The sequence below is a fragment of the Streptomyces pseudoechinosporeus genome, assembly GCF_054783935.1.
In genome coordinates this window covers 175,510-198,790 of sequence record NZ_BAAGPS010000010.1, presented here as the reverse complement: position 1 = coordinate 198,790, position 23,281 = coordinate 175,510, and the positions used below count along the sequence as shown (strand labels likewise).

Genomic DNA, 23,281 nt, shown 5'->3' with positions numbered 1-23,281 from the left:
GCTGGGCTTACGGCGTCCATACTGGATGGACGAGCTGCCCCGCATCCTGGGTGAGACCTGAGGATCACACCCTCGGCTCCCGCGGCAGCCCCAGCACCCTCTCCGCCAAAATATTCCGCTGCACCTGCGACGTCCCCGCGTAGATCGTCCCCGACCGAGCGATCAGATACGTCGTCGACCAGGAAGCCGAGGAGTTCGCGGCCCCGGGATCGTCCGCCCGGTACGTACGCAACGGCGCCCGCCCCACCGGCACCTGCCCATGCAGCCCCATGATGTCCATCGCCAGGTCGGTGACCTGGGTGTGGTACTCGCTCCAGTACAGCTTGGAGATCGAGGACTCGGGTCCGGGCTCCGCGCCTTTGAGCCAGCCCGTGAGCACCCGGTAGCCGAGATAGCGCATGATCTCGACCTTGGACCAGCACCAGGCGATCCGCTGCCGGATGACGGGGTCCTGGTCCTTGCCGTAGAGCCGGGCCAGTTCGACGAGCCGCTCGACTTCCGCCCGGAACAGGAGGGGGTTGGTCGCGGCCTCCTCCCCGCGCTCCACGCCCAGCAGGCTCTGCGCGACCGCCCAGCCGTTGTTCACTTCGCCCACGACGAGATCGGCCCGGGTGCGGGCACCGCTGAAGAAGACCTCGTTGAAGTGGAGTTGACCGCTCATCATGCGGAACGGACGTACCTCGACGCCGGGTTGGCGCAGCGGCACCAGCAGGAAGGAGATGCCCCGGTGCTTGGGGGCATCGCGGTCCGTGCGGGCCAGGACGAAGATCCAGTCGCAGTGGTGGGCGCCGGACGTCCACACCTTCTGGCCGTCGATGACCCAGTCCTCGTCCTCCCGCACCGCGCGCGTCGTGAGCGAGGCCAGGTCCGAGCCCGCGTCAGGCTCCGAGTACCCCTGGCACCAGGTGTCCTCGCCGCTCAGGATCCGCGGCAGAAAGTGGGCCTTCTGCTCCTCGGTGCCCCAGCGCAGCAGCGTGTTCGCCAGCATCTTGACGCCGAAGGTGTCCTGCGGCAGCCCGAACGGCACGCCGGCCAGGGCTAGTTCCTCCATCAGGACGACCTGGTGGAGCTTGGAGAGGCCGCGACCGCCGTACTGTTCCGGCCAGGTCAGGGAGAGGTATCCGCGCTCGGCCAACCGGGTCCGCCAGTCGCGGGCGAAGGCCCAGGCGGCCTCCTCGTCGAGGGCGCCGATGCCGGTCCAGTCGGTTGGCAGGGCAGTGGCGAGGAACGCCTTGACCTCGGCACGGAACGCCTCCGTCTGAGGGGGGTAACTGATGTCCACCTGCGTCATCTCCTCCTCGGCCGGGGCCCGCGCGGTCGGTCGGCGGCCGGTCGGCTCCTGGTTGATACTTTCAGCGTAATAGGTTATCTATTTTAGAGGAATAGCGAGTACTGGCGACGAGTCGGGGCGGGCGACGACATGGGACTGCTGGACGGCCGGGCCGCGGTGATCACCGGGGCCGCGCAGGGCATCGGCTACGAGATCGCCGGCGTACTCGGCGGCGCGGGCGCCTCCGTCGTCATCGGCGACATCAACGAGGAGGCCGCGGCCGAGGCCGCCGAGCGCCTCGTGAAACATGGCGTCACCGCCACCTCGCTGCGCTGCGACGTCACCGAGGAGGACGAGGTCGCGGCCCTGGTCGCGCACTGCGCCGACACCTTCGGACCGGTCGGCGTCATGGTCAACAACGCCGGGATCACCAGGGACGCCACCCTGCGCAAGATGGCCCTCGCCGACTTCCGCGCCGTCGTGGACGTCCACCTCACCGGCGCCTGGAACGGCACCCGGTACGCCGCCGCGGCGATGCGCGAACACGGCCACGGCGGCAGCATCGTCAACATCTCCTCCATCGCCGGCAAGGTCGGCAACTTCGGCCAGACCAACTACAGCGCGGCCAAAGCCGGACTCGTCGGCCTCACCAAGGCCTCGGCCAAGGAGCTGGCCGGAGCCGGAATCCGGGTCAACGCCGTGCAGCCCGGGCTGATCCGTACCGCCATGACCGAGGCGATGCCCCAGTCCGCCTGGGACGCGAAGCTGGCCGAGATCCCCATGGCCCGCGCGGGCGAACCCGCCGAGGTCGCCCAGGTGGTCCTCTTCCTCGCCTCCGACATGGCGAGCTACCTCACCGGAGCCGTCCTCGAAGTGACCGGCGGCCGCTACATGTGAGCCGCCCGCCGCTCTCTGCGATCGGCGCCCCCCAGACCCGTACCCCTGAAGTCCCGTACCCCCGAACCGAAAGGCCCGCCCCATGCCCGCCCTCCTGCGTGACGCGGTGATCTGCGAACCCGTGCGTACCCCCGTCGGCGGTTACGGAGGGGTCTTCCGCGAGGTGACGGCCGCCGAGCTGGCCGCCACGGTCGTACGGGCGGTCCTTGACCGCACCGGAGTGCCGCCCGGCGCCGTGGGCGACGTCCTGCTGGGCCAGTGCTATCCCAACGGCGAGGCGCCCGCGATCGGGCGGGTCGTCGCCCTGGACGCCGGACTGGCCGTGGAGGTGCCGGGGCTCCAGATCGACCGCCGCTGCGGATCCGGACTGCAGGCCGTCATCACGGCGGCCATGCAGGTGCAGACCGGCGCCAGTGACCTCGTTCTCGCAGGTGGCGTGGAGTCCATGAGCCAGGCCGAGTTCTACACCACCGATGTGCGGTGGGGCGTACGTGGCGCCGGCACCACCCTGCACGACCGGCTGGCCCGTGGCCGGGTCACCTCCGGCGGGGTCAACCACCCTGTAGCGGGCGGGATGTTGGAGACCGCCGAGAATCTGCGCCGCGAGTACGGCATTCCGCGTGAGGAGCAGGACCTGCTCGCCCTGCGTTCGCACGAGAAGGCCGTCGCGGCTCAGCGGGCGGGCCGCTTCGCCGACGAGATCGTGCCCGTCACCGTACGGGCGCGCAAAGGTGAAACCATCGTCGACACGGACGAACACCCGCGCCCCGACTCCTCGTTGGAGAAACTCGCCGCACTGCGACCCGTACTCGGCCGCCAGGACCCCGAGGCGACCGTGACCGCCGGGAACGCCAGCGGTCAGAACGACGGCGCCTCGGTCTGCATCGTCACCCATCCCGAGCGCGCCGCCGAGTTGGGGCTGCGTCCGCTGGCGCGGCTCGTCTCCTGGGCCGTCGTGGGCGTGCCCCCGGAGACGATGGGCATCGGACCGGTCCCGGCGACAGCCCGTGCCCTGGAGAGAGCGGGCCTGAAGCTCGCCGACATCGACCTCATCGAACTGAACGAGGCCTTCGCCGCCCAGGTGCTGGCCTGCACCCGTGAATGGGGCCTCACCGAGGGCGACTTCGAGCGGTTCAACGTCAACGGCTCCGGCATCTCGCTGGGCCACCCCGTCGGTGCCACCGGCGGTCGCATCCTCGCCACCCTGCTGCGCGAACTCGACCGCCGCGAGGCCCGCTACGGCCTGGAGACCATGTGCCTCGGCGGCGGCCAAGGACTTGCCGCGGTCTTCGAACGGCCGACGACCACCACTCACGCTCTTGGAGGACGCTGATGGCCGGACTGATCGCATACGGCGCCTATGTGCCGCACCACCGTCTCGCGCGGGCCGACATCGCCGCCACCCTCGGAACCCGGGCGGCGAAGGGGACCCGCTCGGTCGCGGGCTACGACGAGGACACCACCTCGATGGCCGTCGAAGCGGCCCGCGGCGCCCTGACCGCCGACGGGCTGCGCCCCCGCGTCGGCCAGCTCTTCCTCGCCACCGCCGCACCCGCCTACCTCGACAAGACCAACGCGACCGCCGTGCACGCCGCGCTCTCCCTCGACGAGCACGTACTCGCCGTCGACATGGCCGGCTCCGTACGCTCCGGACTCGGCGCCCTGGTCACCGCCGCCCGTTCCCCGGTTCCGACTCTCGCGGTCCTCTCCGACCTGCGCACCGGGCTGCCCGGCGGTACGGACGAGAGCGCCGGCGGCGACGGCGCGGCGGCCTTCGTCTTCGGCGGGCACCGGGACGGGGCGCCGGTCATCGCCGAACTCCTCGCCCACGACACCGTCAGCGACGAACTCCTCGACCGCTGGCGGCTGCCGGGCGCGCCCGCCTCCCGCGTCTGGGAGGAGCGGTTCGCCGAGGAGATCTACGTCGACCTCGCCGGCAAGGCCCTCGGCGCCGCGCTCGACCGCGCGGGACTGACCGCCGACGCCGTCGACCATTTCGCGGTCGCGGGCCTGCATGCCCGGGCCTGTGCGGCGGTGCGCCGGACGGCAGGTGTACGGCCCGAGGCGGTGACCGGAGACCTCACCGCGGCCATCGGCAACGCGGGCACCGCCCAGCCCGGACTGCTCCTCGCCGATGTCCTGGACCGTGCCCAGCCCGGCGAGACCATCGCGCTCGTCGTCCTCGGCGACGGCGCCGGAGTCCTGCTGCTGCGCGCCACCGACGCCCTGCCCGCGCACCGTGCCGCCCGCCCGGTGGCCGCGCAGATCGCCACGGGCAGCGCCCCCGTCCCGTACGCCACCTACCTCTCCTGGCGCGGGCTCCTCGACCGCGAACCGCCCCGCCGACCGGACCCCGAGCCCCCGTACGCCCCGCCCGCGCACCGCCGCAATGGCTGGAAGTACGGCTTGATCGCCTCCCGTTGCGAGAAGTGCGGGACGCGCCATCTGCCGCCGGACCGGGTGTGCGTGTCGTGCCGGAGCGTCGACGCCATGACCGACGAGCCGATGGAGCACGTACAGGGAACGGTGGCCACCTTCACGGTGGACCGGCTCGCCCACACCCCGAGCCCGCCGATGCTCGTCGTGGTCGTCGACTACGACGGCGGCGGCCGGTTCCGCTGCCAGCTCACCGACGCCACCGAGGCCGACGCCGTGATCGGCGCCCGTGTCGAGATGACCTTCCGGCGCACGGTCACCGCCGCCGGGGTCCACAACTACTTCTGGAAGGCCCGTCCCATGCGGTTCGGCGCCGGACCAGAGAAAGACTGAGGAGGTACGCAGATGGGCTCGCACGGAATCCGTGACCGTGTCGCGATCGTCGGCATGGGCTGCACGACCTTCGGCGAACACTGGACCCGCTCGGCGGACGATCTGCTGGTCGACGCCGTCGGCGAGGCGGTGACCTCGGCCGGCATCACGCTCGACGACATCGACGCGTTCTGGTTCGGCACCCAGGCGTCCGGTGTCTCCGGCCTCGCCCTCAGCCGGCCGCTGCACCTGCCGAACAAGCCGGTCACACGCGTGGAGAACATGTGCGCCACCGGCTCCGAGGCGCTGCGCAACGCCTGTTATGCGGTGGCTTCGGGGGCGTACGACGTCGCGATGGCGGTCGGCGTGGAGAAGCTCAAGGACTCCGGCATGTCGGGGCTCTCGGGCACCACCATGCCGGGCGCCGGTGACGACAGCCGGGGCGAGATCACCGCCCCCGCCAACTTCTCCCTCCTTGCCCCCGCCTATGCGGCCAAGTACGGGCTCGCCGAGGACGAGATGAAGGACGTCATCACCCGTATCGCCTGGAAGAACCACGTCAACGGGGCCCGCAACCCTCGCGCCCAGTTCCGCAAGGAGGTGCCGCTGGAGCGCATCCGGTCGGCGCCGATTGTCGCGGGCATGCTCGGTGTCTTCGACTGCTCGGGGGTCTCCGACGGTTCGGCCGCCGCGATCGTGGTGCGGGCCGAGGACGCGTACAGGTACACGGACAAGCCCGTCTTCGTGAAGGCGCTGTCGTTTGTCGCCGGTCCTGCCGACGGACTCATGGACCCGGAGTACGACTTCACCACTTTCCCGGAGGTCGTGGCGTCCGCGCAGGAGGCGTACCGGCAGGCGGGCATCACCGACCCGCGCACGGAACTCGCGCTCGCCGAGGTCCACGACTGCTTCACGCCCACCGAGCTGGTGCTCATGGAGGACCTGGGCTTCTCCGACCGCGGCCAGGCGTGGAAGGACGTCAACAGCGGGCAGTTCGACCTGGACGGCGGGCTGCCGGTGAACCCGGACGGCGGGCTGAAGGCCTTCGGCCACCCCATCGGCGCCTCGGGCCTGCGCATGATGTTCGAGGCCTGGCTCCAACTGCGCGGCGAGGCACCGCCGGACCGTACCGTGCGCACCCTGGCCGAGGGACGCTCGCTCGCGCTCACCCACAACCTGGGCGGCGGACCGGGCGAATGCGTCTCCTTCGTGTCGGTCGTGGGCAGCGAACTCACCGGCTGAGTAAGGGAGTTCGGCAATGGGACGACTCGACGACAAGATCGCCGTGGTGACCGGAGCCGCCTCCGGCATCGGCGCGGCCACCGCGCGCCGGGTGGCGGCCGAGGGCGCGCACACCATGGTCGCCGATCTGAACCTCGACGGCGCGAAGGCGGTGGCGGAGGAGATCACCACCTCCGGTGGATCCGCGACGGCCGTCCTGGTGGACCTCGGCGACATCGAGAGCGTACGGGCCATGGTGGAGGCCGCGGTTGGGGCGTACGGCGGTCTCGACATCCTGCACAACAACGCGGCGGCCACCCACCTGGCCGCCCGTCAGGACCTCGCGGTCGCGGACGCCGATCCGGCCGTCTGGGACGACACGATGCGGATCAACCTGCGCGGGACGATGGTCGCGATCCAGGCCGCCGTGCCGCACCTGGTCGCGCGCGGGGGCGGTTCCGTCATCAACACCACGTCCGGGTCCGGGCTTTCGGGCGACCTGCGCAATCCCGCGTACGGCGCCTCCAAGGCCGCGCTGATCAACCTGACGCAGTACGTCGCCACGCAGTACGGCAAGCAGGGTGTGCGCTGCAACGCCGTCGCGCCGGGGTTCATCGTCACCGAGGCGAAGACCGGGGCGGCGTACGAGTCGATCAGGCAGACCATGCTGCGCCATCACCTCACGCCACGCCTCGGACGTCCGGAGGACATCGCCGCGGCGGTGGTGTTCCTGGCCTCCGAAGAGTCGGCGTTCATCACCGGGCAGACCCTGTGCGTGGACGGCGGACTGCTGGCCCATCAGCCGTATGTGGCGGACCTGCGCGACAGGTGAACCACGCACGCCGCGTCAGCCGGTCCCGGCCGGGCCTCCCGGGGAGATCAGTCCGGTCTCATAGGCGAGTACGACGGCCTGGACGCGGTCGCGGAGGTCCAGCTTCGACAGGATGCGGCCGATGTGTGTCTTGACCGTGGTCGGGCTGAGGTGCAGCCGGTCCGCGAGTTCGGCGTTGCTGAGGCCCGTCGCGAGCAGGCGGAGCACCTCGAGCTCGCGCGGGGTCAGTCCGGACAGGTCTCGGTGGAGGCCGGTGGGCCGGGCCTCTTCGCGGTGGGCGAAGCGCTCGATCAGCCGACGGGTGATCGTGGGCGCGAGCAGGGCGTCGCCGGACTGCACCAGGCGTACGGCGGCCACCAGGTGCTCGGGGGTGACGTCCTTGAGCAGGAAGCCGCTGGCGCCCGCGGTGAGCGCGGCGTAGACGTAGTGGTCGAGGTCGTACGTGGTGAGGATGATGACCCGCGTCTCCTGCGGGCCTTCGCCGCCGAGGATGCGCCGGGTGGCCTCGATGCCGTCCGTCCGCGGCATCCGGATGTCCATGAGGACGACGTCGGGCCGGGTGCGCCGGACGGCGGCGACCGCCTCGGCCCCGTCGGCGGCCTCGGCCGTCACCTCGATGCCGTCAGCGGCGAGGATCATCCCGAATCCCGTACGCACCAGGGCCTGGTCGTCGGCGATGACCGCGCGCAGCGGCGGCCGGTTCACGCGATCCGCCACGGAATCCGGGCCTTGATCCGGTATCCGTCGGCGAGGGTCGGCCCGGCGGTGAGTTCGCCGCCGTAGACCGCCAGCCGCTCGCGCAGCCCGATCAGCCCGCGGCCGTTGCCCTCCGCCGGTGGGGAGTCGTGGGCGCCGCCGGTGTCGGTGACCTCGATCTCCAGACAGTCGCCGGTGTAACCGATCACGACGGACGCTTCGGCGCCGGCCGCATGCTTGATCGTGTTCGTCAGCGCTTCCTGCACCACGCGGTATGCCGTCAGCTCCACCCCGGGCGGCAGCGGGTCCGGCGGCAGCGATACCGCGACGCCGACCGGGGTCCCGGCGGCGCGGACCCGTTCGACGAGAGCGTCCAGCTGTCCGAGACCGGGCTGCGGTTCGAAGCCGTCGGCGGGGCTGTCGGGGCGGCCCGTCTCCGGGCCGGCGAGCAGACCCATCACATGCCGGAGTTCGGCCATGGCGGCGCGGCCTCCGGCCTCGACCGCCAGCAGTGCTTTCTTCGACCGCTCCGGCGCCGCGTCCATCACCTTGCGCGCCGCGCCCGCCTGGATGACCATCACGCTCACATTGTGGGTCACGACGTCGTGCAACTCGGCGGCTATGCGGGCGCGTTCCTCCTCGACGGCCCGGCGCGTGGCCTCCTCCTGGGCTTCCTGGAGCCGCGCGTACCGGTCCCTGCTTGCCGCCAGCTGACGGCGCCAGATCCGGACCAGGCCGGCCAGCACCCCGGCGATCAGCAGCACGACTGCCGGGCTCGACCAGCCCGGAAGGATGGGATCCGTCTCCCGGAAGGCGAAGCCCGCCAGCACGGCGGCGATGACCAGCCCGGCCATCGCCCCCACCCGGTAACGGCTGTACATGACGGCGCTGTACGCACCGATGACGATGGTCAGCACGTTGATCCAGGAGACGGCGTCGCCGATGGCCAGCGCCGCGCCCATCACGACCCCGAACGCGGCCAGCGGATACCGGCGCCTGGCCGCCAGCGGCAGCGCCGACAGGACGACCAGGAGCCAGGGTGCGGTGGAAGGCTCCTCCGCCAAGGCCCGCGGACCGGGTGCGGGCGGCCGGGGCGGGACCGGGATGCCGGGGCCGGGGTTGATGTGTACCGGCCCGTCGCCGGGATACGCCGCCGCCACGAGGAGCGCGATGACGGTCAGCACGACCGCAAGAGCCACATCGACGAGCACCGCCCGCCGCGACAGCGGTGCGGGTTTCGTTTCCGGCCGTAGCGCGTCGCGCAGTTGCTGACGCCGGGCGCGCCGGTCCTCCGTCTCCATCGGCTCATTGTGTGGCTCTCCCGCCCGGTCCGCGTCCGTCTGCGCGACCAGAGCACCGTCCCGTAGGCGTACTTCGCAGGGATGACCCCGCGGCCGGGTCGTTCGCGGGGAGGGCCGGATGTCGGTGCCGCGGCCGACGCGCCACCACAGCGCACGCTCCTACGTTCGCTGGGCCCGGCAACGGGCCTTCTCGAACCGCAGCGAACCGAAGGACGGTCGACTCCCATGACTCAGGTGATCCAACTGGACGGCGTGGCCAAGCGCTACGACAGCGTTGGCACGCCCGCGCTCGGACCGCTCACGCTCTCCGTCGAGAAGGGTGAGGCGCTGGCCGTGACGGGTCCCTCCGGCAGCGGCAAGTCCACGCTGCTGAACCTCGTCGCCGGCCTGGACAAGCCGACCGAAGGCGCCGTCACCGTGGCCGGGCGGCGGATCGACCAACTGAGCGAGCACGCGCTGGCCCGGTTCCGCCGCGAGCAGATCGGCATGGTCTTCCAGTTCTTCAACCTTCTCGACGACCTCACCGTCGCCGACAACATCCAGCTCCCCGCCCAACTGACCGGCACCGCGCGGCGCAAGGCGGCGGCCCGCGCCGGTGAACTCATGGAGGTGCTGGGCATCACCAAGCACGCCCGCGCCTACCCGGGCCGGCTCTCCGGCGGCGAACGCCAGCGGGTCGCGGTCGCCCGGGCACTGGTCAACCGGCCCGCGCTGCTGCTCGCCGACGAGCCGACCGGCGCGCTCGACACCGCCTCGGGCCAGGACGTACGGGAACTGCTGGTGGACCTGCACCGCGGCGGGCAGACCATCGTGCTGGTCACGCACGACCTGGCCCTTGCGGAGGCGTGCGCGAGCCGCACGATTCATCTGGTCGACGGTCATCTCGCCCTCGACACGTTTGCGGAGGCCGTCCGATGAGCCGTCTGACGATCGGCTTCGGCAGCGGCGCGCTTGCCCGGGTCGTACGCTCCGGGGTGGGCAGGCGCAGGGTGCAGACCGTGGTGATCGCCGTGGCCGTGATGATGGCCGTGGCCTCGGCCGTGGTCGCCGGATCGCTGATGGTCGCCGCGGACGCACCCTTCGACAAGGCCTTCGCCCGGCAGAACGGGGCGCACCTCACCGCGGAGTACGACCCGGCGAAGGCGACCACGGCACAGTTGGAGGCCACCGGCCGGCTGGACGGCGTCACCGCGACCGCGGGACCGTACCCCGTCACGACGATCCGCCCAGTGGACGCGGGCGGCGGCCACCTGCGGCCCGTCACCCTGGCCGGGCGCTCCACCCCGCACGCCGACGTGGACGACCTGGACCTGTCCTCCGGCCGGTGGCCGACGAAGCCGGGTGAGATCGTGCTCACCACGCAGGTCGCCGGCCCCGCCTTCAAGCTCGGCTCCACGCTGAGGACTTCGGACGCTGCCGACGCCCCGACCGTGACCGTCGTCGGCATCGCCGTCTCGGCCGGCCGGTCCGCCGACGCCTGGGCAACTCCCGTGCAGGTCAAGGCACTTGCCTCGAAGGACACCCCGGTCACCAGCCAGATGCTCTACCGCCTCGACTCCGCGGACACCGGCGGCCATATCGCCGCCGCCCGCAAGCAGTTCGCCGCCGCCGTACCGGATGGAGCGCTCCTCGGCACCCAGTCCTACCTGGACACCAAGCGCGCGGCCGACGCGGGCGCGGCACCCACCATCCCCTTCCTGATCGCCTTCGGCGTGCTGGGCATCGCGATGTCGGTGATCATCGTCGGCAGTGTGGTCAGCGGCGCGGTCGGCACCGGCCTGCGCAGGATCGGCATCCTCAAGGCCATCGGCTTCACCCCGCGCGAGGTCGTCCGCGCCTATGTCGCCCAGGCGTTGATCCCGGCCGGCGTGGGCATCGCCCTGGGCGTCGTCCTGGGCAACCTGCTGGCCGTACCGCTGTTGGACGACACCGAGCAGGCGTACGGCACCGCCTCCCTGTCGGTGGCCTGGTGGGTGGACGTCGTCGTGGCGGTCGCTGCGCTGCTCGTCGTGGGGATCGCGGCACTGGTCCCGGCGCTGCGGGCCGGACGGCTGCGCACCGTCGAGGCCATCGCCGTCGGCCGCGCACCCCGCACCGGACGCGGCCAGTGGGCGCACCGAGCGGCGGGCCGGCTGCCGCTGCCCCGCGCGGTGACGTACGGTCTCGCCGCGCCCTTCGCCCACCCGGTCCGTACGGCCGCGATGCTGCTCGCGGTGGCCTTCGGCACGGTCGCGGCGACCTTCGCGGTGGGCCTGACCTCGTCCCTGAATGCGGTCGGCGAGGCCCAGGATCCCGAGAACCACGCGGCGGTCAGCGTCTTCACCAGCACCGGACCGACCGTCACGCGCGGCGGACCCGCCCCCGCGCCGGGCACGGCCGAGCCCCCGGCCGCCGCCGACCCGGCACGCGTGCGTGCCGCCATCGAGGCGCAGTCCGGAACCGCCTCGTACTACGGCAAGACCCAGGTGGACGTCACCGTCGGCGGGGTCTCCGGCATCGCCCAGGCCAGCCTCTACGAGGGCGACTCCCGCTCGGGCGCCTACCAGATGATCTTCGGCCACTGGATCACCGGTCGGGGGCAGGTCGTCGTGCCCTCGCGCTTCCTGGAGAAGACCGGCACCGAGATCGGCGACACGATACGGGTGACCCATGAGCAGCGCACCCAGCCCCTGCGCATCGTCGGCGAGGCCTTCGACACCTCGGACGACGAGCTGGAGATCCACGCGGAGCTGGCCGACTTCCCGAAGGCGGCACCCGGAGTGTTCCTCGTCGAGGTGAAGTCCGGCGTCTCCGCCACCGAGTACGCCCGGGATCTCGCCACGGCGGTACAGCCCCTGGGCGGCGACGCAAGCGCCAACTCTTCCTCGGAACAGGACAACCTCGTCCTCATCCTGAACGCGATGGCCGCGCTGCTCACCCTCATGCTGGTCTCCGTGGCCGGCCTCGGCGTGCTCAACTCCGTCGTCCTCGACACCCGGGAGCGCGTCCATGACCTGGGCGTCTGCAAGGCGCTCGGCATGTCGCCGCAGCAGACGGTGAGCCTCGTACTCGCCTCGGTGGCCGGGATCGGCGTACTCGGCGGACTGGTCGGCGTACCGGCAGGATTCGCGCTGCACGGCTTTGTGCTGCCCGTGATGGGGCACGCCGCGGGCACCGACCTGCCACCGTCGGTCCTCGAGGTGTACGAGACCCCGCAGCTGGTCCTGTTGGGGCTGGCCGGGATCGCCATCGCGCTGCTGGGCGCGCTGCTCCCGGCGGGCTGGGCGGCCAGGACGCGTACGGCGACGGCTTTGCGGACGGAGTAGCCGGCTCTGTCTCGCCGCGCTGCGTCAGGCGGAGGCACGGCCGACGGTCTTTCTTCGTGGCCGGATCCGCGGGGCGGCGCGGCTCTCGCGAGGTCCGGCGACTACGCGGCGTCGCGACGGGCAGCCGAGGGGTTCACGCCGTACTTGGCGTGGAAGGCGCGGGTGAAGTGCGCCTGGCCGACGAAGCACCAGTGGGCGGCGATCGCTGCGATGCTGCGATGGGCGAGCAGAGGGTCGGCCAGGTCACACTTCGCCGCTTCGAGGCGGCGAGATCGGATGTAGTCGGTGACGGTGCATGACTCGTGCTCGAACAGTCGGTGCAGTGTGCGCGCGCTCATGTGGTGCACGGCGGCGACCCGCGCATGTGTCAGATCCGGTTCGGCGAGGTGCGCTCGGATGTAGTTCAGGATCTGCAGCCGCAATGCGTCCGCTGCGCCATCGTCGCCACAGGGGGCGGCGTCGCTCAATGCCGCTGCCACCAGATGCAGCCCTGCTTCACCGAGCCGGTCGGCGGATGTCCGGGGGATCGAATCTCGCTGCGATACCGCGGAGGACACGAAGCCGGACAGCACCGCGCCCGGTCCGTTCGCAAGTGGATAGGCCCGGTTCATCGACGTGACGACCACGCGCTCGGGCAGGCTCAACGCGCCCCGGGGGAAAGCCATGACCGCGCACGACCACTGCCGCTCCAGGCGCAGATGGTACGGCCTGCCGGTGTCGTAGATCGCCATCTGCCCGGGCGCGATCGCGATCTCGCGATCGTCCTGGCACACGGTGGCGTACCCGCTCAACTGCACGCAGACCTTGAGCAGGTCGATCGGCGCCTGCCGTACGGCCCTTGGGGTGCGCCGCACAACCTGCGGCGTGCCGCTCACCCGGTAGGCCGCGATCGCCCCGAGCTGAGTACCGGCCATCCGCCCATGGGCGGCCCGCGCTCCAATGGCCTCCGGGGTGAGTCGGCCGAAAGCACTGCCCAACTGCTCTCGCCAGAGTTCGGCCGGGTGAGAGCTTGACGGTTCGGTCCCTGCGGTCGACGACATCACTGTGCGTCCTCCCACCAGACTTGGCCTTGCACGACAAAGGCCCAGGCGGGATTAGTCAACAACTCTGCAACGTGACTGACAAGAATCTGTAGCAGGTTTTTGACCGCGCGGGCGACGGGGCCCGCCGGATCGCCGAACCAGAGGTGGTGGGCTGTGGTGGCCATGGCTGCTCGTTACGACTACGTGGTGATCGGTGCCGGGTCGGCCGGCTGCGTTCTGGCCGCGCGGCTGTCGGAAGATCACGACACCCGCGTTCTCCTGCTCGAATCCGGTCCTGCCGACGACGCGCCCGAGATTGCCGTGCCACCCGCGTGGCCCGCGCTGTGGGGCACGGAGGTCGACTACTCCTACGACACCGTTCCCCAGCCCGGCACTGGCGGGGTGGTCCACAACTGGCCGCGGGGGCGCACGCTCGGCGGGTCGAGCAGCATCAACGCGATGGTGTACCTGCGTGGGCACGGCGCGGACTTCGACGAGTGGGCCAAGGCGGGCTGCGACGGCTGGGATTACGCCTCCGTGCTGCCCTACTTCCGTCGCATGGAGACCGTCAGCGGCCGGGATCCGCAGTACCGGGGTGAGGGCGGCCCGATGCGTCCGGCTCCGTCGGCGCAGCCGAATCCGCTGTCGCAGGTCTTCCTCGACGCGGCGGCGGCGACCGGTCATCCGCTGACCGACGACTTCAACGGAGCACAGCAGGAGGGCGCCGGCTGGCACGACCTGTCGATCACGGAGGGGCACCGCCAGAGTACCGCGGCGGCCTATCTGCACCCGGTCCGTGACAGCCGTCCGAATCTCACGGTCGCGACGGAGTCTCGCGCTCACAGGCTGCTGTTCGACGGCACACGCTGCACCGGTGTCGAGTACGAACGCCGCGGCGAGGTCGTCACCGCGTACGCGGATGCGGAGGTGGTGGTCAGCGCGGGCACGATCGACTCGCCTCGGCTTCTGCTTCTCTCCGGTGTGGGCGCGGCCGACGAGTTGGAGCAGGCGGGTGTCGCGGTCGTGCACGACCTGCCCGGTGTCGGCCGCAACCTGCACGACCATCCGCTGTGCGGGATCGTGTACGAGGCGAGCCGGCCCATCCCGCCAGGGCTCGCCAACCATGCCGAGGTGTCGATGCTGTGGCGCAGCGACCAGGCCCTCGCGGGCCCGGACATGCAGCTGATGTTCATCCACCTGCCGTTCCACCCGCCGACGCTTCAGGCCCCGGAGAACAGCTTCACCTTCGGCGTCGCCACGGTGCCCGAGGCACGCGGCTCGATCCGGATCGCAGGGCCCGATCCGCAGACGCCGCCGCTGATCGATCCGAACTATCTGGGCGCGGAGTCCGACGTGCGCCGGCTGCTGCACGGCATCGAGGTCGCCCGGGAGATCGCCGCCTCCGAACCGTTCGCTCCCTGGCGTGCCCGCGAGGTGCTTCCCGGACCCGATGTCACGGACGAGGCCGGTCTGCGGGAGTTCGTCGCCCGGGGCACCGGAACCTACTACCACCCGGTCGGCACTTGCGCGATGGGCGTCGGGCCGGAGGCCGTCGTGGGGCCCGATCTGCGGGTGCAGGGCCTGGACGGCTTGCGGGTGGCCGACGCCTCGGTCATGCCGAGGCTCGTCTGCGTCAACACCAACGCCGCCACGATCATGATCGGCGAGAAGGCAGCGGACCTCATCCGCCGGCCCGGCGCCTGACCATCCGAGCTCACGCGAAGCTGAGGAGAACCCCGCGATGACCGAACTTCTCGATGACGTTTCCTGGCAGGGCAAGATCTACAGCAATGGCTGGACCACCGCCCACGGCGGTGTGCTGGACAGCACCGAACCGGCGACGGGTGCCGTCCTGGCCCAGGTCGGCCTGGCCGATGCCGACGACGTGGCGACCGCGACCGCCCGAGCCGTCCAGGCGCAAGCCGACTGGGCCGCGGCGACCGGCCCGTCCCGCGCCGCCGTGATCCGCAAGGCCGCCGCCGTCCTCGCGGACAACCGTGCGGAGTTCGAGCGCTGGCTCGTCCGCGAGGGCGGCGCGGTGCCGGGCAAGGCGGCGTTCGAAGTCGACCTGGTGCTGGGGGAGTTGTGGGAGGCGGCGGCGCTGCCCACCCAGCCCTGGGGGCACCTGCTGCCGGCCAGTGAGCCCGGCCGGGAGAGCGTCGCCCGCCGGGTGCCGCTCGGCGTGGTCGGTGTGATCAGTCCGTGGAACTTCCCGTTCATCCTCTCCGTCCGGGCCGTCGCGCCGGCGCTGGCGCTGGGCAACGCGGTCGTGCTGAAGCCGGACGTACAGACGGCGGTGTCAGGAGGCACGCTGGTCGCGCGGCTGTTCGAGGCGGCTGGCCTGCCCGACGGGTTGCTGCATGTGCTGCCCGGGGATGCCGGGCCCGGCGCGGCGCTGGTCGAGGACCCGAACGTCGCCATGATCGCCTTCACCGGCTCGACGGCGGTCGGCCGTGAGGTCGGCGCCACGGCCGGGCGCACGTTGAAGCGGGTCTCGCTCGAACTCGGCGGCAACAACGCCCTGATCGTGCTCGACGACGCCGACCTGGAGATCGCCAGTTCGGCGGGAGCCTGGGGCGCGTTCCTGCACCAGGGCCAGGTCTGTATGACCGCGGGCCGGCACATCGTGCTCGAATCCGTCGCCGACGAATACCTCGACCGGCTGGCCAAGCGGGCGCAGGGACTTCCGGTGGGCGATCCGTTCACCGGGCAGGTGGCCCTCGGGCCGCTGATCAACGAGCGGCAGCGGGACAACGTGCACCGGATCGTGGAGGAGACCGTCGGGGCGGGGGCCGAGGTCAGGGCCGGCGGCTCGTACGACGGGCTGTTCTACCAGCCCACCGTGCTGGCCGGCGTGACCACGTCGATGCCCGCGTTCCGCGAGGAGATCTTCGGACCCGTGGCGCCGGTCGTCGTCGTACGCGACGAGGAGGAGGCGGTCGCGGTCGCCAACAACACCGAGTACGGGCTGGTCGCCGCGGTGCAGACGGGATCCCCGGACCGTGGCCGCGATCTGGCGCGACGGCTGCGGACCGGCATCGTCCACATCAATGACCAGACCCTGAACAACGACGCGTACGCACCCTTCGGCGGTACGGGCGCCTCCGGCAACGGCAGCCGGTTCGGCTCCCAGAGCAGCTGGGACGAATTCACCCAGTGGCAGTGGGTCACCTTCCGCGAGCAGGCGCACGCCTTCCCCTTCTAGCCGTCCGGGAGCCGCTGTCGGACGTACGTGCTTCGACATCTGACCACTGTGCCGGGCGGTTCCAGCCGCCCGGCACACTCACGACGCCAGAGCAGCAGCGGGCCCAAGCCGGAGCCGAATCCGATGCTCGACCCATCTATTACAGACTATTGACGTTACGACGGAGAGTTGTAGATTCTGGCGGCATCCTTCTCACCCCGGCCCACCTCAGGAGCTGTCATGGGTGTTGTCTCTGTCTTCTCTCTGACCAGAACGCTCGCCGGACTTGCCGTGGGCGCCATGTTGCTGTCGGGCTGCGGGTCGAGCCTCGACGAGTCCGGCGGGAGCAAAGCCGGAGGGGGCCAATCCGGCGGCGCCGTCAAGATCGGGCTCCTGGTGCCGCTGTCCGGGGTCTACGCGCCGATCGGCGAGGACCTGCGCGCCGGCTTCCAGCTCTACCTCGACCAGCATGACGGCAAGCTCGGCGGTCGGGAAGTAGACCTCAAGACCGCCGATGAGGGCGAGGGTCCGCAGACCGGCGTACCCGCCGCCCAGAAACTCGTCACCCAGGACCAGGTCAGTGCGGTCGCCGGGGTGGTCAACTCGGCCACGGCACTGGGACTGCGCGACTTCTTCGACGAGTCCAAGAAACCGCTGCTGATCGCCAACGCCGGAGCCGACGACATCACCGGAGCCCGCAAGTCGGAGTACGTGTGGCGGACGAGCTTCAGCAACGGTGACGTGTCCGCCGCCCTGGGGCCGGCCGTCGCCGAGGAGGTCAAGGGCAAGGTCTACCTCATCGCCGCCGACTACGCCGCGGGCAAGGAGATGGTCGCGGGGTTCCGCAAGACCTTCGAGGCGGCGGGCGGCAAGGTCGCGGGGGAGAAGTACACCCCCTTCGGCAAGACGCAGGACTTCCAGCCCTACCTCTCGGCGATCCGCAAGTCCGGCGCCGATGCCGTCTTCGCCTTCTACGCGGGCGCTGAGGCGGTCAACTTCGTCAAGCAGTACAAGCAGTTCGGGCTCGCCGGGAAGACATCGCTGTACGGCACCGGCTTCCTCACCGAGGGCGGGGCGCTCGCCGCGCAGGGCACGGCCGCGGTCGGCGTGAAGACGTCCCTGCACTACTCGACCGAACTGGACAGCGCGGCCAACAAGAAGTTCGTGGACGCCTACCAGAAGGCGGCGAAGAAGCCGCCGACGGTCTACGCCGTGCAGGGCTACGACACCGCCGCCGTGCTCGACAAGGCGCTGGCCGGGGCGAGCGGCGACAGCGGTGACGCCCTGGTGAAGGCACTGGCCGAGGTCGGTTCCATCGACAGTCCCCGGGGCGCCTGGAAGTTCGACGCCGACCAGAACGCGGAGCAGCAGTTCTACCTTCGTGAGGTCAAGTCCAGTGGCGGGACGGCCGTCAACGCGGTCGTCGGCGAGCTGGACTGAGCGGGCCCGGCATGGCAACTCATCTGGTGAGCGTCCTCAACGGGCTGGCGATGGGCTCCCTGCTCTTCGCCATCGCGCTGGGACTGTCCCTGGTGTTCGGCATGATGGACGTGCTGAACCTCGCCCACGGTGCGGTCTACCTGGTCGGCGCCTACGTGGCGGTGGCGCTCGTTTCGGACGGCGCGGGTGTGGCGGCCTTCGTCCTGGCGGTGCTGGTCGCCGCCGTGGCCGGGGCCCTCCTCGGGGGCCTGCTGGCCGGCCTGACGCGGGCCACCACCCACCATCTCGACCAGGCCCTTTTGACGCTCGGTGTGGCCCTGGTGGTCGCCGAAGTGCTGTCGCTGGCCTTCGGCAACGACGTGCACTCCATCGCCGCCCCCGAGCCGGTCGGCGGCGGTGTCGCGGTGCTCGGCGAGACGTACCCGGTCTACCGGCTGCTCGTCATCGGGTTCGGCATCGTGCTGGCGGTGGCCGTCTACGTCCTGGTGGAGCGCAGCCCGCTGGGCTCGGTCATCCGCGCCACCGTCGCCGACCGGGCGATGGTGGCGGCGCTGGGCATCAACACGGGCCGGGTGCTGGTCGGGGTCTTCGCCGCGGGCGCGGCGCTGGCCGCGGTCGGCGGAGTCCTGGCCGGTCCGATCCTGGGGGCCCAGCCCGGCCTGGACGAGAGGGTGCTGCTGCTCGCGCTGGTCGTGGTGGTGATCGGCGGTCTGGGCTCGGTTCGTGGCGCGCTGCTCGGCGCCGTACTGATCGGGCAGGTCCAGGCGCTCGGAACCGCGCTGCTCCCGGAGTACGCGTCGTTCCTCGTCTTCGCGGCGATGGCCCTGGTCCTGCTGATACGACCGGCGGGTCTCCTCCCGGCGCGGACGGGGGTGCCCGCATGAAGGCGGAGGCGGAGGCGATGCGCGGTGGCACGGGTGCGCCGCAGGACACGACGACGCCCGTTCTCGAACCGCTGCAGAGCGGACCCGGCGGCGCGTACCTCCCCGGGCGCCGCCGGGTCGCGGTCACCGTCGCGGTCGTCGCGCTGCTGGCGGCCGTCCCGCTGGTGCTCAGCCCCTATCCGGTGTCGGCCATGACCCGGATGCTGGCGTTCGCGGTGCTGGTGATCGGGGTCGACCTGCTGACCGGGGTCACGGGACTTCCCTCGCTGGGACAGGCGGCGTACTTCGGTGTCGGCGCCTACACGGCGGTGCTGGTCGGGGTCCACATCACCCCGGACGCGATGGTGCAGGTGCTGGCGGGCCTGGTCATGGGCCTGGTGGCGGCCGCGGTCACCGGATGGGTGGCCGTACGCGCTCGCGGAATCGTGTTTCTGATGCTGACCCTGGCGATCGGCGAGTCGGTGCACCAGGTGGCCGACACCTGGTCGGCCGTGGGCGGCAGCAACGGCCTGGCCGGGATGCCCCCGATCAGCCTGTTCGGCGGACCGGCGCTGCTCGCCGCGGGGTTCGTGTACTGGTGGGTGCTCGCCGTGGCGGCCCTGGTGTTCGCGGCGGTCGCGCTGGTCGTCCGTTCCCCCTACGGCCGGACGCTGCGGGGCATCCGCGACAACGAGGCCCGGATGCGGGCGCTCGGCTACCGCCCGGCACTCGCCCGGTACGGCGTCTTCTGCCTGGCGGGGGCCGTCGCGGGGGTCGGCGGGGCCTTGTGGGCGCAGCAGGCCCGGTTCTTCTCGCCCGGTGACATGGGGTTCGAAGTGGCGGCGCTGGCTCTGCTCAGCGTGGTCATCGGGGGTGCGGGCAGTCTGTGGGGACCCTGTCTGGGTGCGGCGCTCGTGCTGCTCGTACGCGACAACCTCTCCGCGTCGATCGGCGGCCACGGCCCGCTGGTGCTGGGCGCGGTGTTCATCGCCGTCGTCTTCCTGATGCCGCGTGGCTTGGCGGGCCTCACCGGTACTCGTGCCCGCCTGCGGAACCTCACCAGTGCGCGCCGCCGAAGGGAGAACTCCTCGTGACTGAACCCCTCGTGACCCCTCTTCTGGAACTGCGAGGGCTCACCCGCTCGTACGGCTCGCTCACCGCCGTCGACGATGTGGACCTGGCGATCGCCCGCGGCGAACGGCACGCGCTGATCGGGCCTAACGGGGCAGGAAAGTCAACGCTGTTCGCGACCGTGGCCGGGACGCTGCGGGCTTCGGGCGGGAGCGTCCTGCTGTCCGGGCAGGACGTCACGTCACTGCCGGAGGCGGACCGGGCCCGGCGCGGCATGGTGCGCACGTACCAGCACTCCAGCCTGTTCCTCGACTGCTCCGTCCTGGACAACGTCGCGCTCGCCGTCCAGCGCGTCCACCGCGTGGCCCACCGATTTGACCGGGCGGCACGACGCTTCCGGCACACCGAGGCCGAGGCGCGCCGTCACCTGGACTCGGCCGGGCTGTCCGGGCGTGCCCGGGACAAGGTGGCCGCCCTGTCCCACGGTGAGCGGCGGCAGCTCGAGGTCGCGATGGTCCTGGCCACCGAACCCGCCCTGGTGATGTTCGACGAGCCCACCGCGGGCATGTCCGCCGCCGAGACCGAGCGGTTCGTGACCCTCATGGAGCGCCTCCCCGAGGACCTGACCGTACTCATCGTCGAGCACGACCTGGAGGTGGTGTTCCGCCTTGCCGACCGGGTCACCGTGCTGCACCTGGGCAAGGTCCTTGCCTCCGGGCCTCCGGAGGCGATCCGGGCCGACGAGGCCGTACAGCGGGCGTATCTCGGTTCCGCCAGGACCGAGGACCTGTTCGCCGATGCCGGAGGACCGCGATGACCCAAACGACAGGGATGACGGCGGCGGCCGGGACGACCGGCACCGACCTCCTCAGCGTGCGCGACCTGCGCGCCGGCTACGCGGGTACCACCGTGCTCGACGGCGTCGACTTCGCCGTCCCCGCCGGTGCCGTGGTGGCGCTGCTCGGCCGCAACGGCGTCGGCAAGTCCACGTTCGTCCACACGGTGATGGGCATGCTCAAGCCGTATTCCGGCAGCATCCGCGTGGACGGACGCGAACTCGCCGGAGCGGCCGCGCACACCGTTGCCCGCAGCGGCGTCGCGATCGTGCCCCAGGGCCGCCGCGTTTTCGCGCCCCTCACGGTCGAGGAGAACCTGCGCATCGCGGCCCGAGCGTTCAAGGCGTCCAGGGGCGGAGGCGGCCCCTGGACCCCGGAGCGCGTCTACGAGCTGATGCCCCGCCTCGCCGAGCGGCGCGCCAACCGGGGCGATCAACTCTCCGGCGGAGAGCAGCAGATGTTGGCCATCGGCCGGGCGCTGCTGAGGAACCCGCGGCTGCTGCTCCTGGACGAGCCGTCGGACGGCCTCGCGCCGGCGGTCATCGACCTGATCGCCGAGTTGCTGGAGGGCCTGCGCGGCGAGGGCATCGCGGCCGTGCTGGTCGAACAGGACCTGCACCTGGCCTTCCGTCTCGCCGACGAGGTGGCGGTGATGCAGAAGGGCCGCATCGTTCACAGGAGTTCGACCGCCGACTTCCGCCAGGACCGGGCCAGGGCCCACAGCCTCCTCGGCGTGGGCTGACCCTGCCGGGCCGGAACGGGGAACCCGTCAAGACTCATGTTCTACAGAACCTTGACGCACTGCGGTACTTCTGTAGAAGATTTCCCTATCGGTACCTGTGCTAGCGCGAGGAGGCGCTCGTCATGGTGGTGGCAAGCAAGCCGGACGTGGTCGATGCCGCGAACGGAGCGCCGGAGTCCACAGGCACGGTGGTGGTGACCTTCGACCGGAGCCCGGACAGGTACCGGCACTGGAAGCTGCGCATCGACGGGACGGTCGCGTGGCTGGAGATGGACGTCGACGAGCAGGGCGGCCTGGTTCCGGGCTACGAGCTGAAGCTCAACTCCTATGACCTGGGTGTGGACATCGAGCTGTACGACGCGCTGCAGCGGCTCCGGTTCGAGCACCCCCGGGTGCGGTCGGTGGTGGTGACGAGCGCCAAGGACAGGGTCTTCTGCGCCGGGGCGAACATCCGGATGCTCGCGGCATCCCCGCACCACTGGAAGGTGAACTTCTGCAAGTTCACCAACGAGACCCGCAACAGCATGGAGGACGCCTCGGAACACTCCGGGCTGACCTTCATCGCCGCGGTCAACGGCTCCTGCGCGGGCGGCGGTTACGAACTCGCGCTGGCCTGCGACCGGATCCTGCTGGTCGACGACAACTCCTCGTCGGTGTCCCTGCCCGAGGTCCCGCTCCTGGGCGTGCTGCCCGGGACCGGCGGGCTGACCCGGGTCACCGACAAGCGCCGGGTACGCAAGGATCTGGCCGATCTCTTCGCCACCCGCAGCGACGGCGTACGGGGCAAGACGGCGGTGGACTGGCGGCTGGTCGACGAGGTCGTCCCGCGCCGGGACTTCCGTACGGTCGTGGAACAGCGCGCCGTGGAAGCGGCCGAGCACAGCACCCGGCCGACGGACGCCGAGGGCATCGAACTGACACTGCTGGAGCGGGACGTCACCGAGGACGGCATCACGTACCAGTACGTGCGCGCCGAATACGACCGTCCGCTCGGCCTGGTCCGCATCACCGTACGGGGCCCCGTCGAGGACGCCCCCGCCGACGCCGCCGCGATCCACGACGAGGGCGCCGGCGGGTGGCTGCTGGCCGTCACCCGCGAGCTCGACGACCTGATCCTGCGGCTGCGGGCGAACGAGACCGAGCTGGGCACCTGGGTGCTCCGCACGGAGGGCGATTCCGCGCTCGTACTGGCCCATGAGCAGGCGGTGTTGGGCGCCGCCGCCGAGGGCGACTGGCTCAGCAACGAGATCGTGCACTACTACAAGCGCACCCTGAAGCGGCTCGACGTCACCAGCCGCAGCCTGGTGGCGCTCATCGAGCCGGGCAGCTGCTTCGCGGGCCTGCTGCTGGAGCTGGCCCTGGCCTGCGATCTGCAGTACATGCTGGACGGCCCGCCCATCGAGGACCCGGACGGCGACGAGCGCGCCCAACTCACCCTCTCCGAGGCGAACTTCGGCACCTTCCCCATGGGCAACGGCCTGTCCCGCCTCCAGTCCCGCTTCTACCAGGAGGACGACCACCTCGAGTGGCTGCGCCGGGAGGCCGGGCAGCCGCTGAGCGCCGCCCAGGTCCGCGAGCTCGGCCTCGTCACCGACGCGCCCGACGACATCGACTGGGAGGACGAGATCCGCATCGTCCTGGAGAGCCGGGCGGCGCTGAGCCCGGACGCCCTGACGGGCATGGAGGCCAACCACCGGTTCGTCGGCCCGGAGACCATCGAGACCAAGATCTTCGGACGGCTCACCGCCTGGCAGAACTGGATCTTCATACGCCCGAACGCCGCCGGCCCCGAGGGCGCGCTGCGCCGCTACGGCACCGGCCAGAAAGCGGTCTACGACCGGAAGCGAGTGTGA

The 23,281-nt window shown here is 71.2% G+C and carries 20 protein-coding genes; 15 read left to right on the top strand and 5 right to left on the bottom strand.

Going from position 1 to position 23,281, the window contains the following annotated elements; genetic code table 11:
- Positions 1–64 precede the first annotated feature (64 nt).
- On the bottom strand, positions 65–1,291 hold the full coding sequence (locus tag ACYVO6_RS16110; RefSeq protein ID WP_461061731.1) for an acyl-CoA dehydrogenase family protein: 1,227 nt from the start codon (positions 1,289–1,291) through the stop codon (positions 65–67).
- A gap of 129 nt (positions 1,292–1,420) precedes the next feature.
- Here ACYVO6_RS16110 and fabG point away from each other — a divergent pair, with 129 nt between their 5' ends.
- The 5 genes from fabG to ACYVO6_RS16085 all read left to right on the top strand — a co-directional run bounded on the left by fabG (position 1,421) and on the right by ACYVO6_RS16085 (position 6,968).
- Positions 1,421–2,167 (top strand): 3-oxoacyl-ACP reductase FabG, encoded by a 747-nt coding sequence (gene fabG, locus ACYVO6_RS16105; protein ID WP_461061729.1) that lies wholly within the window; start codon positions 1,421–1,423, stop codon positions 2,165–2,167.
- An 82-nt stretch (positions 2,168–2,249) separates the two neighbouring features.
- Complete coding sequence (locus tag ACYVO6_RS16100) at positions 2,250–3,500, top strand: acetyl-CoA C-acetyltransferase (RefSeq protein ID WP_461061727.1); 1,251 nt, start codon at positions 2,250–2,252, stop codon at positions 3,498–3,500.
- On the top strand, positions 3,500–4,936 hold the full coding sequence (locus ACYVO6_RS16095; protein WP_461061725.1) for an OB-fold domain-containing protein: 1,437 nt from the start codon (positions 3,500–3,502) through the stop codon (positions 4,934–4,936). The genes ACYVO6_RS16100 and ACYVO6_RS16095 overlap by 1 nt, the downstream gene beginning before the upstream one ends.
- Positions 4,937–4,948: 12 nt before the next feature.
- Positions 4,949–6,157 carry an acetyl-CoA acetyltransferase gene (locus ACYVO6_RS16090; protein WP_461061723.1) on the top strand — a complete coding sequence of 403 codons (1,209 nt, stop codon included), beginning with the start codon at positions 4,949–4,951 and terminating at the stop codon, positions 6,155–6,157.
- 16 nt (positions 6,158–6,173) lie between these two features.
- Positions 6,174–6,968 (top strand): SDR family NAD(P)-dependent oxidoreductase, encoded by a 795-nt coding sequence (locus tag ACYVO6_RS16085; RefSeq protein WP_461061721.1) that lies wholly within the window; start codon positions 6,174–6,176, stop codon positions 6,966–6,968.
- A 15-nt stretch (positions 6,969–6,983) separates the two neighbouring features.
- On the opposite strand, the gene ACYVO6_RS16080 is transcribed toward ACYVO6_RS16085, so the two are convergent.
- Positions 6,984–7,685, bottom strand: coding sequence for a response regulator (locus tag ACYVO6_RS16080; RefSeq protein ID WP_461061719.1), 702 nt, complete (start codon positions 7,683–7,685; stop codon positions 6,984–6,986).
- Positions 7,670–8,965 carry a sensor histidine kinase gene (locus ACYVO6_RS16075; RefSeq protein ID WP_461061717.1) on the bottom strand — a complete coding sequence of 432 codons (1,296 nt, stop codon included), beginning with the start codon at positions 8,963–8,965 and terminating at the stop codon, positions 7,670–7,672. Before ACYVO6_RS16075 ends, ACYVO6_RS16080 begins: the two co-directional genes overlap by 16 nt.
- A gap of 225 nt (positions 8,966–9,190) precedes the next feature.
- Here ACYVO6_RS16075 and ACYVO6_RS16070 point away from each other — a divergent pair, with 225 nt between their 5' ends.
- Together ACYVO6_RS16070 and ACYVO6_RS16065 are read left to right on the top strand one after the other, a co-directional pair.
- Positions 9,191–9,883 (top strand): ABC transporter ATP-binding protein, encoded by a 693-nt coding sequence (locus ACYVO6_RS16070; RefSeq protein ID WP_461061715.1) that lies wholly within the window; start codon positions 9,191–9,193, stop codon positions 9,881–9,883.
- Positions 9,880–12,270 carry an ABC transporter permease gene (locus ACYVO6_RS16065; protein ID WP_461061713.1) on the top strand — a complete coding sequence of 797 codons (2,391 nt, stop codon included), beginning with the start codon at positions 9,880–9,882 and terminating at the stop codon, positions 12,268–12,270. The genes ACYVO6_RS16070 and ACYVO6_RS16065 overlap by 4 nt, the downstream gene beginning before the upstream one ends.
- Positions 12,271–12,371: 101 nt before the next feature.
- On the opposite strand, the gene ACYVO6_RS16060 is transcribed toward ACYVO6_RS16065, so the two are convergent.
- Positions 12,372–13,310: an AraC-like ligand-binding domain-containing protein gene (locus ACYVO6_RS16060; protein ID WP_461061711.1), complete on the bottom strand. Its 939-nt coding sequence runs from the start codon at positions 13,308–13,310 to the stop codon at positions 12,372–12,374.
- Complete coding sequence (locus ACYVO6_RS16055) at positions 13,310–13,477, bottom strand: hypothetical protein (RefSeq protein WP_461061709.1); 168 nt, start codon at positions 13,475–13,477, stop codon at positions 13,310–13,312. The genes ACYVO6_RS16060 and ACYVO6_RS16055 overlap by 1 nt, the downstream gene beginning before the upstream one ends.
- Here ACYVO6_RS16055 and ACYVO6_RS16050 point away from each other — a divergent pair.
- The 8 genes from ACYVO6_RS16050 to boxC all read left to right on the top strand — a co-directional run bounded on the left by ACYVO6_RS16050 (position 13,476) and on the right by boxC (position 23,281).
- On the top strand, positions 13,476–14,996 hold the full coding sequence (locus ACYVO6_RS16050) for a GMC family oxidoreductase (protein ID WP_461061707.1): 1,521 nt from the start codon (positions 13,476–13,478) through the stop codon (positions 14,994–14,996). The genes ACYVO6_RS16055 and ACYVO6_RS16050 overlap by 2 nt on opposite strands.
- A gap of 37 nt (positions 14,997–15,033) precedes the next feature.
- Positions 15,034–16,497, top strand: coding sequence for a benzaldehyde dehydrogenase (locus ACYVO6_RS16045; protein ID WP_461061705.1), 1,464 nt, complete (start codon positions 15,034–15,036; stop codon positions 16,495–16,497).
- Positions 16,498–16,716: 219 nt separating this feature from the next.
- Positions 16,717–17,916 (top strand): ABC transporter substrate-binding protein, encoded by a 1,200-nt coding sequence (locus tag ACYVO6_RS16040; protein ID WP_461061703.1) that lies wholly within the window; start codon positions 16,717–16,719, stop codon positions 17,914–17,916.
- An 11-nt stretch (positions 17,917–17,927) separates the two neighbouring features.
- Positions 17,928–18,800, top strand: coding sequence for a branched-chain amino acid ABC transporter permease (locus tag ACYVO6_RS16035; RefSeq protein WP_461061701.1), 873 nt, complete (start codon positions 17,928–17,930; stop codon positions 18,798–18,800).
- Positions 18,797–19,873, top strand: a complete 1,077-nt coding sequence (locus tag ACYVO6_RS16030; protein WP_461061699.1) for a branched-chain amino acid ABC transporter permease — start codon at positions 18,797–18,799, stop codon at positions 19,871–19,873. The genes ACYVO6_RS16035 and ACYVO6_RS16030 overlap by 4 nt, the downstream gene beginning before the upstream one ends.
- Positions 19,870–20,667 (top strand): ABC transporter ATP-binding protein, encoded by a 798-nt coding sequence (locus tag ACYVO6_RS16025; RefSeq protein ID WP_461061697.1) that lies wholly within the window; start codon positions 19,870–19,872, stop codon positions 20,665–20,667. Before ACYVO6_RS16030 ends, ACYVO6_RS16025 begins: the two co-directional genes overlap by 4 nt.
- The gene (locus tag ACYVO6_RS16020; RefSeq protein ID WP_461061695.1) at positions 20,664–21,428 is read left to right on the top strand and encodes an ABC transporter ATP-binding protein; all 765 of its coding nucleotides are present in this window, start codon (positions 20,664–20,666) and stop codon (positions 21,426–21,428) included. Before ACYVO6_RS16025 ends, ACYVO6_RS16020 begins: the two co-directional genes overlap by 4 nt.
- A gap of 122 nt (positions 21,429–21,550) precedes the next feature.
- A complete protein-coding gene (gene boxC, locus ACYVO6_RS16015) occupies positions 21,551–23,281 on the top strand; it encodes a 2,3-epoxybenzoyl-CoA dihydrolase (RefSeq protein ID WP_461061693.1) in 1,731 nt (576 codons plus the stop codon).

Excerpts from the sequence above, each read along its gene's own strand:
- fabG (WP_461061729.1), top strand. The coding sequence starts at position 1,421 with ATGGGACTGCTGGACGGCCGGGCCGCGGTGATCACCGGGGCCGCGCAG.
- ACYVO6_RS16035 (WP_461061701.1), top strand. The coding sequence starts at position 17,928 with ATGGCAACTCATCTGGTGAGCGTCCTCAACGGGCTGGCGATGGGCTCC.
- ACYVO6_RS16040 (WP_461061703.1), top strand. The coding sequence starts at position 16,717 with ATGGGTGTTGTCTCTGTCTTCTCTCTGACCAGAACGCTCGCCGGACTT.
- ACYVO6_RS16060 (WP_461061711.1), bottom strand. The coding sequence starts at position 13,310 with ATGTCGTCGACCGCAGGGACCGAACCGTCAAGCTCTCACCCGGCCGAA.
- ACYVO6_RS16075 (WP_461061717.1), bottom strand. The coding sequence starts at position 8,965 with ATGGAGACGGAGGACCGGCGCGCCCGGCGTCAGCAACTGCGCGACGCG.
- ACYVO6_RS16110 (WP_461061731.1), bottom strand. The coding sequence starts at position 1,291 with ATGACGCAGGTGGACATCAGTTACCCCCCTCAGACGGAGGCGTTCCGT.
- boxC (WP_461061693.1), top strand. The coding sequence starts at position 21,551 with ATGGTGGTGGCAAGCAAGCCGGACGTGGTCGATGCCGCGAACGGAGCG.
- ACYVO6_RS16090 (WP_461061723.1), top strand. The coding sequence starts at position 4,949 with ATGGGCTCGCACGGAATCCGTGACCGTGTCGCGATCGTCGGCATGGGC.
- ACYVO6_RS16070 (WP_461061715.1), top strand. The coding sequence starts at position 9,191 with ATGACTCAGGTGATCCAACTGGACGGCGTGGCCAAGCGCTACGACAGC.
- ACYVO6_RS16100 (WP_461061727.1), top strand. The coding sequence starts at position 2,250 with ATGCCCGCCCTCCTGCGTGACGCGGTGATCTGCGAACCCGTGCGTACC.
- ACYVO6_RS16020 (WP_461061695.1), top strand. The coding sequence starts at position 20,664 with ATGACCCAAACGACAGGGATGACGGCGGCGGCCGGGACGACCGGCACC.
- ACYVO6_RS16030 (WP_461061699.1), top strand. The coding sequence starts at position 18,797 with ATGAAGGCGGAGGCGGAGGCGATGCGCGGTGGCACGGGTGCGCCGCAG.
- ACYVO6_RS16085 (WP_461061721.1), top strand. The coding sequence starts at position 6,174 with ATGGGACGACTCGACGACAAGATCGCCGTGGTGACCGGAGCCGCCTCC.
- ACYVO6_RS16065 (WP_461061713.1), top strand. The coding sequence starts at position 9,880 with ATGAGCCGTCTGACGATCGGCTTCGGCAGCGGCGCGCTTGCCCGGGTC.
- ACYVO6_RS16045 (WP_461061705.1), top strand. The coding sequence starts at position 15,034 with ATGACCGAACTTCTCGATGACGTTTCCTGGCAGGGCAAGATCTACAGC.
- ACYVO6_RS16050 (WP_461061707.1), top strand. The coding sequence starts at position 13,476 with ATGGCTGCTCGTTACGACTACGTGGTGATCGGTGCCGGGTCGGCCGGC.
- ACYVO6_RS16055 (WP_461061709.1), bottom strand. The coding sequence starts at position 13,477 with ATGGCCACCACAGCCCACCACCTCTGGTTCGGCGATCCGGCGGGCCCC.
- ACYVO6_RS16095 (WP_461061725.1), top strand. The coding sequence starts at position 3,500 with ATGGCCGGACTGATCGCATACGGCGCCTATGTGCCGCACCACCGTCTC.